This is a genomic window from Mesorhizobium sp. M0062 (assembly GCF_040323125.1).
Classification (GTDB): Bacteria; Pseudomonadota; Alphaproteobacteria; order Rhizobiales; family Rhizobiaceae; genus Mesorhizobium.
This window is the reverse complement of record NZ_JAMYUO010000022.1, coordinates 100,715-115,096: the sequence shown is the minus strand read 5'-3', so window position 1 is coordinate 115,096 and position 14,382 is coordinate 100,715. Positions and strand designations below refer to the sequence as shown.

The window sequence follows — 14,382 nt, the reverse complement described above, 5'->3', positions numbered from 1 at the left end:
CTCGAACCACTCCAAAACCCCTTCGGGCCAAAAGTGTTACCCATGTCTCCGATATAAACCGTAACCTATGTGTCCGGAATGGACCTGTTTTTTCTGGTCGGAGTGGCAGGATTTGAACCTGCGACCCCCTCGTCCCGAACGAGGTGCGCTACCAGGCTGCGCTACACTCCGTGACCAGACCGCGGGCTTATAGCTGCCGCATACCGTTCCTGCAAGCGGCAATGGCAGCGCTTCTGTCGCATTTCGTTGGCTTTCGTTGGGCATCGCCGCAAAGCTTGGCTTTCCCTCCCGGGATAAACCCGGCTTAAAGCCTTGTGTGCTAAGTCGCAGCCTCGATAGATCGTGTTTTCGCCATCTGGAGCTTTGCTGCCTTGCCCCTGAAAATCGTAGGCGACGCCCGGCCCAACAGCTTCGAATTCGAAACCGAAGCGCTGATCAAGGCGTCCGGCTTTCGCGAATACGACGCGCGCTGGTGGTTTGGCCATGCCGGTTCGACGCAACCGCCGGACCTGAACCTGATCGGCGTCCAAGCGTTGGGCATGGGCCTGGGCACTTTGATCCGCCGTCTTGGCGCGGGTCCCGACATCGTCACCGGGCATGATTTCCGTTCCTATTCGCTTGCCATCAAGCTGGCGCTGGTTTCCGGCCTGATGGCTGCGGGCGCAAAGGTGAAAGACATTGGCCTGGCGCTGTCGCCCATGGCCTATTTCGCCCAGTTCGCGCTCGACGCGGCATCCGTCGCCATGGTCACGGCATCGCACAACGAGAATGGCTGGACCGGAGTCAAGATGGGTGCGGCGAGGCCGCTCACCTTCGGACCGGAGGAGATGAGCGCCCTGAAACAGATCGTGCTGTCGGGCGATTTCGATCTTGCCGGCGGTGGCTGCTACGAATTCGTCTCCGGTTTTCGCGAGACCTATCTCGACGATCTGGTGAGCGACAAGCGCATCGCGCGAAAGCTGAAAGTCGTGGCCGCTTGCGGCAACGGCACCGCCGGCGCCTTCGCGCCACAGGCGCTGGAGCGCATCGGTTGCGAGGTGATCCCGCTCGATGTCGAGCTCGACCACAGTTTTCCGCGCTATAACCCGAACCCGGAAGACATGCAGATGCTGCATGCCATCAGGGACAAAGTGCTGGAAACAGGTGCTGATGTCGGGCTGGGCTTCGACGGCGACGGCGACCGTTGCGGCGTGGTCGACAATGAGGGCAACGAGATTTTTGCCGACAAGGTCGGCGTCATGCTCGCGCGGGACATATCAACCCAATACCCCGGCTCGACCTTCGTCGTCGATGTCAAGTCGACCGGCCTGTTCAACACCGACAGCGTCTTGCGCGCCAACGGCGCGAAGACAGATTACTGGAAGACCGGCCATTCCTACATCAAGCGCCGGGTCGCCGAACTGGGCGCCGTTGCCGGCTTCGAGAAGTCGGGCCATTTCTTCTTCAACCCGCCGATCGGCCGCGGCTATGATGACGGTCTCATCACCGCGACCGCCATTTGTGAGATGCTCGACCGCAACCCCACAAGTTCGATGGCCGATCTCTATCGCGCGCTGCCGCTGACCTTCGGCACGCCGACCATGTCGCCGCATTGCGGCGACGAAGTGAAGTACGGCGTGGTCGATCGGGTGGTGGCGGACTTCCAGGCGATGCAGCGCGCCGGCAAGACTTTTGCCGGCCAGAAGATCGCCGAGCTGATCACCGTCAACGGCGTGCGCGTCGTGGCCGAGGATGGCACCTGGGGCCTGGTACGGGCGTCGTCGAACAAGCCGGAGCTTGTCGTGGTTGTCGAAAGCCCGGTATCGTCCGACCGCCGCCGGCAGATGTTCGAGGCCGTCGACGCCGTGCTGCGCCGCAGCCCCGAAGTCGGCGCTTACAACCAGACGTTCTGATTGGACCTTTCATGAGCGAGCGCATCGTCAGTTTTGTCATGAGCGGCGGTGTCGGCTCGCGGCTGTGGCCGCTGTCGCGCGAGGACAACCCGAAACAGTTCCACGATCTCTCCGGCGACGGCTCGATGCTGGCCAAGACCTTGCGCCGGCTGACGGCGCGGCCGGAAGGTGAGACGCCGATCTTCCTGATCGCCGCCGAGCGCCATGCCGAGCGTGTCCATGCCGACCTTGCCGGCCTCGACCTCGCCGGCGGTGGCCCGCTGTTCGAGCCGACCGGGCGCAACACGGCTGCCGCCGTGGCGCTGGCCGCGCTGCGCACATTGTCGGAGTTCGGCGACAGCCTGGTGCTGGTGGTGCCGTCAGACCACGAAATCGCCACGCCCAAGCAGTTCTGGCAGAGCGTCGAGGCGGGCAGCCAGGCAGCGCTTGCCGGCCGTCTGGTGGTGTTCGGCATCAAGCCGACGCAGCCCGAGACCGGCTATGGGTATATCGAAGTCGCAGCCGAAAGCGGCGGCGTCTTCGACGTGTCGCGCTTCGTCGAAAAGCCCGACCTCGCCACTGCGCAGAGCTATCTCAGTGCGGGCACCTTCTACTGGAACACCGGCATTTTCCTATTTCGCGCCGGCGCCATGCGCGACGCATTTGCGGCCTTCCAGCCCGACATCTGGCAGGCCACCGAAGCGGCCTACAAGGCAGCGACTTCGGATCTGTCCGGCCTCTATATGCCGCTCGACCTCTACGCCGCCATCCCGTCGAACTCGATCGACTACGCCATCATGGAGCGGGCCAAGGACATCGTCATGGTGCCGGCCGGCTTTCGCTGGAACGACCTCGGCTCCTGGCAGTCGCTGCTCGATGTCGGCCCTGCTGATGCCAATGGCAATGTCGTCGTCGGCGATGTTGTCGCCATCGATTGCGAGAACTCCTACATCAGAAGCGACGGCCGGCTTTTGTCGGCTATCGGCATGAAGGACGTCGCGATCGTCTCGACGGCGGACGCCACCTTCGTCGCGCCGGTCAGCCACAGCCAGCACGTCAAGAAGATCGTCGAGCAGCTGGAGAAATCGGGACGGCTGGAAACCAGGTTTACGCCGGCACACGACCGCGTCATCGAGAGCGGCGCCTGGCGTCGGCGCGTGCATCACTGGCTGTTCGAGGAGACCTTGCCGCTGTGGTCGACTTCAGGCGTCGATGAGCGTCATGGCGGCTTCCACGAGGCGCTCGGCTTCGACGGCGAGGCGCTGTTGAAGCCCAAGCGCATGCGCACGACGGCGAGGCAAGTCTACGCCTTCGCCGTTGCCAAGGCCCGCGGCTGGGACGGTCCTGCCGATCGCCTGATCGCCCATGGCATCGCCTTCATGGCCGGCAAGGGCCGCACGGACCGGGGCGGCTGGGTGCGCACGCTCAATGTCGACGGCTCCGTCGCCGACCCAACCGAGGATGCCTACGACCATTCCTGCGTGCTGCTGGCGCTGGCGCACGCGCATATGTGCGGCGATCCGGATGCGCTGCGGCTGGGCCAGGAGACCTTCGTGTTTCTCGACGCGCATCTCGAGGACAGCCGCATGACCGGCTTTCTGGAGACATCCGACGGCGAGGGCGAGCGGCGCTCCAACCCGCATATGCATCTGCTCGAGGCCTTCCTCGCCTGGTATGAGGCGACCGGCGACCGCACCTATCTGCGCCGCGCCGCGCGCATCATCGACCTTTTCCGCAGTCATTTCTTCGATGCCGAGAGCTGGACGCTGGGCGAATATTTCGACGCCGGGTGGAAGCCGGCCGCCGGCGAGAAGGGCACATGGACCGAGCCCGGCCATCATTTCGAATGGGCCTCGCTGCTCACCGATTTCGTCGCCCGCAGCGGTCAGGGCGAGTTGAGCAATTTTGCCCGCAAGCTCTACGCCTCGGCCATCGCCAACGGCCTCAACCGCGCCACCGGCCTTGCCTATGGCGCCGTCTCAAGACAAGGCCTGCCGCTCGACCTTGTATCGCGCAGCTGGCCACAGGCCGAAGCGATCAAGGCGGCGATCGCGCTTGACGGGCCTGGTGGCCCCGACCTCAAGCCGGAGATCGAGGCGCGCGTCGGCCGCCTGTTCCGCTGGCACATCGATCCGGCCCCGCTCGGCCTGTGGATTGACCGCATCGACGAACGCGGCCGCTCCTTGGCATCGGACGTGCCGGCCAGCATCTTCTATCATCTGGTCTGCGCGCTGACGCAGTATCTTGATGGGACAGCGCAGAAGGGGTGAAGCGTTGGAGCTGCCAATCTCCCCCCTTGCGGGGGAGATGCCTGGCAAGGCAGAGGGGGTGCTGTCCCGCCGACGTCTCAGCTACTCGAAGATCAGACCAAAGGTTGGCGATCCGTCACACCCCCCTCTGGCCTGCCGGCCATCTCCCCCGCAAGGGGGGAGATCAGCTGTCACTTCGCTTTCAACCCTCAATACGGGCTCGCCACGTCCCCGGTCTCGACATACACCGCCTTCAGCTGCGAATAGAGCGCTAAAGCCGCCAGCGAGTTCTCGCGCCCGATGCCGGATTGCTTCACCCCGCCAAACGGAATTTCCACCGGCGTCAGATTGTAGGCGTTTATCCAGCAGGTGCCGGCCTGCAGTTCGGCGATCACCCTATGAGCGCGCTGCAGGTCGCGGGTGAAGACGCCGGCGGCGAGGCCGAATTCGGTGTCGTTGGCGCGGTCGATCACCTCGTCCTCGCCGTCGAACTTCAGCACGCTCATCACCGGCCCGAAAATCTCCTCGCGCGCAATGCGCATCGTATCGGTGACACCGGTGAACACCGTCGGCTCGACAAAGAAGCCGCCATCGAACCCTTGCAGCGACGGCACGTTGCCACCGCAGGCGAGCGTTGCTCCATCCTGCCTGCCGGCCGCGATGTAGGAAACGACCTTCTCCTGCTGCGCCTTGTTGACCAGCGGCCCCATCTGCGTCTCAGGATCGAGCGGATCGCCGATGCGGATCTTTTTCGTCCGCTCGACCAGCCGGTCGACGAAGCGGTCATGGATGCCGCTTTGTACGAAAACACGCGTGCCGTTGGAGCAGATCTGCCCGGTCGAATAGAAATTGCCGAGCATGGCGCCGCCGATGGCGTTTTCGAGATCGGCATCGTCGAAGACGATCAGCGGCGACTTGCCGCCGAGCTCCATCGTGGCGTGCTTCATCTTCGAACCGGCGAGCGACAGCACCTTGCGGCCGGTCGGCACCGAGCCGGTCACCGAAACCTTGGCAACGACATCGTGGCCGACGAGGCCGGCGCCGACATCGCCATAGCCTTGCACCACGTTGAACAGCCCGTCGGGCAGGCCCGCCTCTGAGTAGATCTCGGCCAGCGCCAGCGCCGACAGCGGCGTGTTCTCCGAAGGCTTGAATACCATGGCGTTGCCCATGGCGAGCGCCGGGGCGGATTTCCAGCCGGCGATCTGGATCGGATAGTTCCAGGCGCCGATGCCGACGCACACACCGAGCGCCTCGCGGCGCGTATAGGCAAAAGGTCCACCAAGATCGATCGCCTCGCCGTTGAAGACGGCAACCGCGCCGCCGAAATATTCGAGGCAGTCGGCAGCCGACGGCGCATCCGCCACCAGCGTTTCCTGGATCGCCTTGCCGGTGTCGAGCGTCTCGATCCGCGCCAGATCTGCGTTGCGCGCGCGCAAAATGTCGGCGGCGCGGCGCAGGATGCGGCCACGCTCGACCGGCTTCATCCGCGCCCAGGCCGGTTGTGCGGCCCGCGCAGCTTCGATGGCGAGTTCCAGCACGTTCGGCGTCGCCGAATGCAAGGTGGCGATGATCTCGCCGGTCGCCGGATAGATCACCGGCAGCGGCGCGCCGCCTTCGTCCTCGATGTAGCGGCCGTTGACATAGTGCGATGCCGTTGGCTGGGCGCGCATATGAATTCTCCAATGGTCTTGGCCGGACAATGCCCTATCGATCCGCCACCTGCCAGCGCGGATTGATCCAGGGTTCATGGTTGGATGGCGCCAGCGGCGTGCGGCCGAGAATGTGGTCGGAGGCCTTCTCGCCGGTCATGATCGACGGCGCGTTGAGGTTGCCGTTGGTCACCCGCGGGAAGATCGAGGAGTCGGCGACGCGCAGGCCGTCGACGCCGATGACCCGGCACTCCGGATCGACCACGCTCATGATGTCGTCGGCGCGGCCCATCTTGCACGTGCCGCACGGGTGGTAGGCACTCTCGGCATGATCGCGGATGAAGGCGTCGAGATCCTCGTCCGACTGGACGTGCGAACCCGGCGAGATTTCCTTGCCGCGAAAGCCGTCAAAAGCCTTCTGGCCGAAGATCTCGCGGGTCAGCCGGATGCAGTGGCGGAACTCGGTCCAGTCGTCTGGATGCGACATGTAGTTGAAGCGGATGACCGGCGTCGCTTTCGGGTCGGGCGAGCGCAGCGTCACCGAACCGCGCGACTTCGACCGCATCGGCCCGACATGCGCCTGGAAGCCATGCGCCTTCGCCGCCGCCTTGCCGTCATAGCGCACCGCCGCCGGGATGAAGTGGTACTGGATATCGGGGTAGTCGACACCGGCCTGCGAGCGTACGAAGGCCGCGGCCTCGAAATGGTTGGTGGCGCCGAGGCCGGTCTTGAAGAACAGCCACTGCGCCCCGATCAGCGTCTTGGAGAATGGGTTGAGAACCGAATTCAGCGTGATCGGCTGGGTCGATTCCTGCTGGATGTAGAGCTCCATATGATCCTGCAGATTGCGGCCGACACCGGGCCGGTCGGCCACGACTTGGATGCCGTTCTCCGTGAGATGCGCGGCCGGGCCGATACCGGATAGCATCAGGATCTTGGGCGAATTGATCGACGATGCGGCGACGATCACCTCACGTCGTGCCTTAACGACCTGAATCTGTTTGTGAGCTTCGATCTCGACTCCGACGGCACGCTGATTCTCGATGATCACCCGGCGGGCGAAGCCTCTGATCACGCTGACATTTTGCCGCTTGAGCGCCGGCTTCAGATAGGCTGACGCCGCCGACCAGCGGCGGCCGCCGCGAATGGTTTGCTCCATCGGTCCGAAGCCTTCCTGCTTCGAGCCATTGTAGTCGTCGGTCAGTTCGAACCCGGCTTGGCGGCCGGCCTCGACAAAGGCGCCGTAGAGCGGATTCTTGCGCGGGCCACGCTGGACGTGCAGCGGGCCGCCGTGGCCGCGCCAGCCGTCCTCGCCGCCGTCACTGTCCTCCATGCGCTTGAAATAGGGCAGCACGTCGGCGAAGCCCCAGCCGGCCGCCCCCTGTTCGGCCCAGTGGTCGAAGTCGCGTGCGTGGCCCCTGACATAGACCATGCCGTTGATCGAGGACGAGCCGCCGATCACCTTGCCGCGTGGCGTCGCCAGCACGCGGCCGCCGAGATGCGGCTCCGGTTCGCTGGCAAAGCCCCAGTCGTAAAGGCTCATGTTGAGCGGGATCGACAGCGCCGACGGCATCTGGATCAGCGGCCCGATGTCGGTGCCGCCGAACTCGATGACGATCACCGAATGCTTGCCGTCTTCCGACAGTCGGTAGGCCATGGCCGAGCCGGCCGAGCCGGAGCCGATGATGACGAAGTCTGCTTCAAGCATGGTTCACATGCGCCCATCGTTCATATGCGAAATAAAATCGGCGAGCGAGACATTGCCGCCGGTAGCCATGACCAGGACCGTTTTACCCGCCACATCCACCTTGCCGCCGAGCAGCGCCGCCAGAGAGGCGGCGCCTGACGGCTCGAGCACCAGCTTCATCCGTTCGAAGGCGATCTTCATTGCCCGCCTAACCGATTGGTCGTCGACGGTGATGCCGCGCACGCCGGCGGTCTTGACCGCCGCGAACGGCGCGTCGCCCGGCCGCCGCGACATCAGCCCGTCGCAAATCGATTTCGGCGCGATCGGCATGGTCTCGATGGCGCCATGCGCTAGCGATGCACCCATGCCGTTGAAGCCTTCCGGCTCGACGCCGATGATCTCGGTTGCTGGCGACAGATAGTGGAAGGCGAGCGACATGCCGCCGATCAGTCCGCCGCCGCCGACTGAGCAGAACAGAAGGTCGGCACTGGCGTCCTTTGCCTCGAGTTGTTCGAGCGCTTCGAGCCCGGCGCCGGCCTGGCCGGCAACGATCTCCGGATCGTCGAATGGATGCAGCAACGCCAGCCCTTCGGTCTCGGCAATCTCGCGGGCCTTGGCGGCTGCGACCTCTTCACGGGCGCGCTCGCCATGATCGGTCAGCACGACGCGCGCGCCATAACCTGCGGTCGCATCGCGCTTGGCGGCCGGCGCGTCGATCGGCATGACGATGGTGACGGGAATGCCGAGCGCCTGGCCGGCAGCCGCCAACCCTTGCGCGAAATTGCCGGAGGAGTAGGCGACGACGCCTTTTCTGGCCTCATCCGGCGACAGCCGCTTCAACCGCCAATAGGCCCCGCGCACCTTGAACGATCCCGCCCATTGCAGCGATTCCGGTTTGATGAAGACGCGGGCCGCACCCGTCTCCTTGGCCAAGGCTGTCGATTCCAGCAAAGGCGTGATCTGCGTCGCCTTCGACGTCACGGCATAGGCCTGTCTGAGGTGCTCGAGGGAGGGGACAATTGTCATCATTCGCCTCGCGGAAAGCGTTTCTGTTCCTCGAGATTGTCGAGGTTCATGTGGTTGCGCATGTAGCGTTCCGACGCCTTCTGCAGTGGCTGGAACTCCCAGGGGTAATGCGTGCCGTTGCGCAGCGCGGGATAAACCACCCAGCGCCGCGCCTGGCTGACGCGCACCGCGGCATCGAAGGCCGCCATGTCCCAGCGCGCCCGCACTGCTCCTGTGAAGGCGGCCACCAGATCGGCATGCGCCGGATCGGCGGCAAGATTGGTGCGTTCTTGCGGATCGGCTTCGAGATCGAACAGAAGCGGCGGGTCGATCTCGCAATGGATGAATTTGTAGCGGCCGTCGCGGATCGCCACCAACGGCGCGTTGGAGCCCTCGGCGGCATATTCCATCAGCACCGGCGCGGTGCGCGGCTCGCCATCAAGCAGCGGCAGCAGCGACTGGCCATCGGTCCACGGCGCGATGGCAGAGATGTCGATGCCGGCGAGATCGCACAATGTCGGCGTCACGTCGAGGTTGGAGACCGGCGCCTCGACCAGCCCTGCAGGAATGCCTTTGCCGGCGATCATCAAAGGTACTCGCGCCGAGCCCTCGAAGAAATTCATCTTGAACCACAGGCCGCGCTCGCCAAGCATGTCGCCATGGTCGGAGCAGAACAGGATGATGGTGTCGTCCAGCATGCGCGTTCGCTCCAGCACTGACATCAGCTCGCCGACCTTGTCGTCGAGATAGGAGATGTTGGCGTAGTAGCCGCGCCGCGAGCGGCGGATCTGCTCCGGCGTGATGTTGAAACTGTCGTAGTCGCTGGCCCGGTAAAGCCGTTGCGAATGCGGGTCCTGATGGGCATAGGGGATGAATCCCACCTCCGGCTCAAGCGCCGGACAGTCTTTATAGAATTCCCAATATTGCCGCCGTGCGACATAGGGGTCGTGCGGGTGGGTGAAGGAAACCGTCAGGCACCAGGGCCGGCTGGCCTCGTCCTCGGAGGTGCGGGCAAGATCGTAGAGTTTTTGCACCCCGTGGAAGGCGACCTCGTCGTCATACTCCATCTGGTTGGTGATCTCGGCAACGCCGGCGCCGGTGACCGAGCCCAGATTGTGATACCACCAGTCGATGCGCTCGCCGGGCTTGCGGTAATCCGGCGTCCAGCCGAAATCGGCGGGATAGATGTCGGTGGTCAGCCGCTCCTCGAAACCGTGCAACTGGTCCGGCCCGACGAAATGCATCTTGCCCGACAGGCAGGTGTAGTAGCCGGCGCTGCGCAGATGATGCGCATAGGTCGGGATCGAGGAAGCGAATTCGGCGGCGTTGTCATAGACCTGGGTGCGCGACGGCAATTGCCCGCTCATGAAAGCGGCGCGGCCCGGCGCGCAAAGCGGCGAGGCCGTGTAGTTGTTGCCGAAGCGCGCCGAGCGTGCGGCCAGCGCCTTGAGATGCGGCACATGCAGGAAGTCCGCCGGCCCGTCCGCAAACAGCGTGCCGTTGAGCTGATCGACCATGACGATCAGGATGTTGGGTCGCCTTGATATCACTGAGGCTGTCACTGTGTCTGTCGCCCGCCGAGTTTGATTTCGAGATAATCTTCGACCAGCGCGATCGCGGTTTGAGCATCCGGCACGCCGTCCTTCAGCGCGCGCCTGATGTACAGCCCGTCGATCATCGCCGCGACCGCTTCCGCCGCGCGGTCGGCTTCGTTGCGCGGCAGTATGCCGATCAGTCCGCTCATCAGGTTGGAATGCAGCCGCCGCGCATAGACCCTGAGCAGCCGGCGCAAGGCCGATGATTTCTGGGCCTCGACATAAAAGGCGAGCCAGGCCGCGATGGTTTCCGGCCGGAACTGGATGTCGGAGAAGTTGACGGCGACCACCGCCGAGACGCGTTCGCGCGGCGAGCCGGCGGATTGCAGGGCGCGCCGCATGTCGATGGTCAGCTCGGCCAGTATGTGCCGCATCGTTGCCAGCAGCAGTTCGTCCTTGGCGCCGAAATAGTGGTGGGCCAGGGCCGACGACACGCCCGCCCGTCCGGCGATCTCCGACATGGTCACATCAAGCGAGCCGCGCTCGCCGATCGCCGAGATCGTCGCGTCGATGAGCGCCTTGCGGCGCAACGGTTCCATTCCGACCTTCGGCATTGGGGAGATCCAGATCAAAACAGAGATTATTTTTTATTGACGGATCAATCAATAAAAAACTCGCGCTCGGATCAACCGATCATGTTGCCCTGGCCCATCCTTTGGACTGGAAAACGGTTCACTGTTGAACAATATTAGAGGCTGATGCCGCGCTATGACATGTTAGGCTTGCGGCGAACGGAGGTTGCCATGACCGCATGCATCGTCGGCTGGGCGCATTCGCGCTTCGGCAAGCTTGAAGGCGAGACGCTCGAGGGCCTGATCACAAAGGTCGCGGTCGACGCGCTCGACCATGCCGGCATTGGCCCGGATGAGGTCGACGAGATCGTGCTCGGCCATTTCAACGCCGGCTTCTCCCCTCAGGATTTTACCGCCAGCCTGGTGCTGCAGGCCGATGACCGGCTGCGCTTCAAGCCGGCGACGCGGGTCGAGAACGCCTGCGCCACGGGTTCGGCAGCGGTCCGCCAAGGCATCCGCGCCATCGACGCCAATGCCGCCCGCATCGTGCTGGTGGTCGGTGCCGAGCAGATGACGACGACCCCCGGCCCCGAGATCGGCAAGAACCTGCTCAAGGCTTCCTATCTGCCGGAGGAGGGCGACACGCCGGCCGGTTTCGCTGGCGTCTTCGGCAAGATCGCGCAGGCCTATTTCCAGCGTTATGGCGACCAGTCGGACGCGCTGGCGATGATCGCCGCCAAGAACCACAAGAACGGCGTCGACAATCCGTACGCGCAGATGCGCAAGGATTTCGGTTACGAATTCTGCCGCCAGGAAAGCGAGAAGAACCCCTTCGTCGCCGGTCCGCTGAAGCGCACCGATTGCTCCCTGGTTTCCGATGGCGCCGCCGCTCTTGTGCTCACCGACACCTCGACGGCGCTGAAGATGCGCCGCGCCGTCGCCTTCCGCGCCAACGAGCATGTCCAGGATTTCCTGCCGATGTCGAAGCGTGACATCCTGTCCTTCGAAGGCTGCGAGCAGGCCTGGAACCACGCTTTGAAGAAGGCCGGCGTGACGCTCGACGACCTCTCCTTCGTCGAGACGCATGACTGCTTCACCATTGCCGAGCTGATCGAATATGAGGCGATGGGCCTAGCCAAGCCGGGCGAGGGCGGCAGGCTGGCGCTAGACGGCACGACTGCAAAAGACGGCAGGCTGCCGGTCAACCCTTCGGGCGGGCTGAAGGCCAAGGGCCATCCGATCGGCGCCACCGGTGTGTCGATGCATGTGCTGACCGCCATGCAGTTGACCGGCGAAGCAGGCGGCATCCAGGTGCCGGACGCAAAGCTTGGCGGCATCTTCAACATGGGTGGCGCTGCCGTCGCCAACTACGTTTCCATCCTCGACCGGATCAGGTAGAAGCGGCCCGTATTTTTCGGGGTGGTGATGACAAATCCGGTTCTGGTCGAAGTCTTGCGCGGCGCGATCGTCGAGAGCGCCCATCGCGGCGCTGTCGCAATCTTTGACGGTGACGGCAAGCCTGTCCTGGAGATCGGCGATACGGCACGGCCGGTGTTTCCGCGCTCGGCGGTCAAGGCGATCCAGGCGCTGCCGCTGGTCGAAACGGGTGCCGCCGATGCCTATGGCTTCGGCGACCGCGAACTGGCGCTGGCCTGCGCTTCACATTCAGGCGAACCCGCGCATGTCGAACTGGCGCAGGCGATGCTGGCCAAGGCCGACCTCGACAAGTCGGCGCTGGAATGCGGCGCGCATTGGCCGTCGAGCCACGACGCGACGATCGCACTGGCCCGCACAGGCGTCTCGCCGAACGCACTGCACAACAATTGCTCGGGCAAGCATTCCGGATTTCTCTGCACCTGCGTGCACTCAGGGATTGCCCACCAAGGCTACGTCAAGGCAGGCCATGGTTTGCAGGAGATGGTGCGCGACGCCATGCAGGCGGTGACCGGCGCTGCCCACGATGCGGATCACCGGGCAACCGATGGCTGCTCGATCCCCACCTATGCCGTGCCGCTGAAAAGTTTTGCCCTTGGCTTTGCCCGCATGGCTACGGGCAGGAGCTTTGGCCCTGAGCGTGCCAAGGCGGCCAAACGCCTGCTGTCTGCCTGCATGGCCGAGCCTTTCCTGGTCGCCGGCACCGGCAAGGCCGATGTGGCGCTGATGCAGGCCGCGCCCAGCCGCATCTTCGTCAAGACGGGCGCCGAAGGCGTCTATTGCGCTGCCGTTCCGGAGCTTGGCCTCGGCATCGCGCTGAAATGTGATGACGGCGCCGGCCGCGCCGCCGAGGTGATGATTGCTGCTGTGCTGGCAAAACTTCTCAGCGCCGACGGCGCACTGGCGGCGAACCTTCTGGAGCGGGCCAATCCGCCGATCGAAAGCCGCATCGGCGCCAAGGTCGGCTCGCTGCGGCCGACGACGACGCTCAGCTGACCCTGTTTCGCTCGACCGTCAGGTGCGCATAGCCGCTATCGCTCGACCGCGCGAGGTCGCCGGTCGCCCGTTCGGCCCAGCGCTGGCCGATGATGGCGCCGTTCTCGGCGCCGTCGATGACGTTGTCGGAGATGATGGCGTTCCCAGCGCCCTCGACCACAGTGACGGCGATGCCGGTTCCGGCCTGACGAATGATGTTTCCCGTCGCCACAACATTGCGCATATAGGCGCCCCAGCCGATCTGCATGCCGTAGAGCGGCGCGTTCTCGATGACATTGCCCGAGACGGTGGTGTCGGCCTCGACGCTGATACCGACGCCGAAGCCCGGCGCGTCGGCGGGGTAGGGGCCGGTGGTCGAGAGGTTGCGCACGATGTTGTTCGAGCAGACACCCATACGGCCGCCCTCGTTGAAATTGACAATCGAGATGCCGTTAGCGGCACCATCGACGATGTTGTTGCCGATGATGGCGCCTTCGAAGGAGAATTCGGAATAGAGCGCGGTTTCGCCCGACCGCGAGCAGGTGTTCCCGGTCATCTGCAGATTGCTTGAACTGTTGGCGCGGATCGCCGAGAAGGCGCAGTCCGAGACGATGTTGCCGGTGACGGAGACATTGCCGGCACGGAATGCGTTGATGCCATTGCCGTTCTGCCCGGTGCCGCCGCTGCGCGCGCCGATCCGCTGCACGCGGTTGCCGCTGACGATCGTGCCGTCCTCGGCCTGCTGCCAGCGATGGACAAGAATGCCGCCATTGCCGCAGTCGGATACGGCATTATCGGATATCGCCAGGCCAGCGGCCTCGACGGAGTAGATGCCGGCGTCCGCAGCCCCCGAAATCTCGGAGCGCTCGACGCGGCCCGACGCATGCTCCAGCGCCAGCCCATGCTTGCAGCTGCCGGTGATCGTGCAATTGTCGATGACGAGATGGGCGACGCGGCGCAGGTCGAGCAGGCCTTGCGCATCGTCGGCCAACCCGCCGTTGGCGCCGTCGAAGACCAATGCGGTGAACTCTATATGCTCGGCCTGTTCGGCCGTCAGCAAATGGCCATTGCCGCCATAGAGGATGCGCGAGGCGCCCGGCACGCCCGAAAGCCTGACGCGGGCGGGCAGGGTCAGGTTGGACACGACATAGGTGCCCGGCGGCAGGAACACCGGCGCATTGCGCTGGCTTGCCTCGGCTAGCATCCTGGCAAAGGCCTTGCTCTGGTCGTCCGGTGCGTCCGGTTCCACGCCAAGCTCGGCGGCGTTGATCGAGCCGCGCACCGCCGTTTTCGCCAAGGCGTTGCCCACCGAAAGGCCGAGCACGGCAAAGCCGGCCGTCCCCTGCAGAAGCGTTCGTCTGTTCAACATCGGCACATCCCTTGCGATCATCCGGCTGATCGC

10 protein-coding genes and 1 tRNA gene are annotated in these 14,382 nt (G+C 64.5%); 4 read left to right on the top strand and 7 right to left on the bottom strand.

What is annotated here, in order from left to right; translation table 11 throughout:
* Window positions 1-94: 94 nt before the first annotated feature.
* Window positions 95-171 (bottom strand) — tRNA-Pro (locus tag NKJ64_RS23100).
* A gap of 200 nt (window positions 172-371) precedes the next feature.
* Between NKJ64_RS23100 and NKJ64_RS23095 the strand changes: the two genes are divergently transcribed.
* Complete coding sequence (locus tag NKJ64_RS23095; RefSeq protein ID WP_023754823.1) at window positions 372-1,892, top strand: phosphomannomutase/phosphoglucomutase; 1,521 nt, start codon at window positions 372-374, stop codon at window positions 1,890-1,892.
* Between the two features lie 11 nt (window positions 1,893-1,903).
* Window positions 1,904-4,141 carry a mannose-1-phosphate guanylyltransferase/mannose-6-phosphate isomerase gene (locus tag NKJ64_RS23090; RefSeq protein ID WP_023725225.1) on the top strand — a complete coding sequence of 746 codons (2,238 nt, stop codon included), beginning with the start codon at window positions 1,904-1,906 and terminating at the stop codon, window positions 4,139-4,141.
* 188 nt (window positions 4,142-4,329) lie between these two features.
* Here NKJ64_RS23090 and betB read toward each other — a convergent pair whose 3' ends face one another.
* The 5 genes from betB to betI are packed head-to-tail and all read right to left on the bottom strand — an operon-like array spanning window position 4,330 to window position 10,613.
* Window positions 4,330-5,793 (bottom strand): betaine-aldehyde dehydrogenase, encoded by a 1,464-nt coding sequence (gene betB, locus NKJ64_RS23085; protein ID WP_023754821.1) that lies wholly within the window; start codon window positions 5,791-5,793, stop codon window positions 4,330-4,332.
* A gap of 34 nt (window positions 5,794-5,827) precedes the next feature.
* Complete coding sequence (gene betA, locus NKJ64_RS23080; RefSeq protein WP_352463414.1) at window positions 5,828-7,480, bottom strand: choline dehydrogenase; 1,653 nt, start codon at window positions 7,478-7,480, stop codon at window positions 5,828-5,830.
* A gap of 3 nt (window positions 7,481-7,483) precedes the next feature.
* Window positions 7,484-8,488, bottom strand: a complete 1,005-nt coding sequence (locus NKJ64_RS23075) for a threonine/serine dehydratase family protein (protein ID WP_023754820.1) — start codon at window positions 8,486-8,488, stop codon at window positions 7,484-7,486.
* Window positions 8,485-10,014, bottom strand: a complete 1,530-nt coding sequence (betC, locus tag NKJ64_RS23070; RefSeq protein WP_023754819.1) for a choline-sulfatase — start codon at window positions 10,012-10,014, stop codon at window positions 8,485-8,487. The genes NKJ64_RS23075 and betC overlap by 4 nt, the downstream gene beginning before the upstream one ends.
* Window positions 10,015-10,022: 8 nt before the next feature.
* On the bottom strand, window positions 10,023-10,613 hold the full coding sequence (gene betI, locus NKJ64_RS23065) for a choline-binding transcriptional repressor BetI (RefSeq protein ID WP_023670745.1): 591 nt from the start codon (window positions 10,611-10,613) through the stop codon (window positions 10,023-10,025).
* 189 nt (window positions 10,614-10,802) lie between these two features.
* Here betI and NKJ64_RS23060 point away from each other — a divergent pair, with 189 nt between their 5' ends.
* Window positions 10,803-11,969, top strand: a complete 1,167-nt coding sequence (locus NKJ64_RS23060) for an acetyl-CoA acetyltransferase (protein ID WP_023754818.1) — start codon at window positions 10,803-10,805, stop codon at window positions 11,967-11,969.
* A 27-nt stretch (window positions 11,970-11,996) separates the two neighbouring features.
* Entirely contained in the window at window positions 11,997-13,001 is a 1,005-nt protein-coding gene (locus NKJ64_RS23055; RefSeq protein ID WP_352463413.1) for an asparaginase, read from the top strand.
* On the opposite strand, the gene NKJ64_RS23050 is transcribed toward NKJ64_RS23055, so the two are convergent.
* Entirely contained in the window at window positions 12,994-14,349 is a 1,356-nt protein-coding gene (locus tag NKJ64_RS23050; protein WP_286488912.1) for a TIGR03808 family TAT-translocated repetitive protein, read from the bottom strand. The two genes, NKJ64_RS23055 and NKJ64_RS23050, sit on opposite strands and share 8 nt — an antisense overlap.
* Window positions 14,350-14,382: the final 33 nt, after the last annotated feature.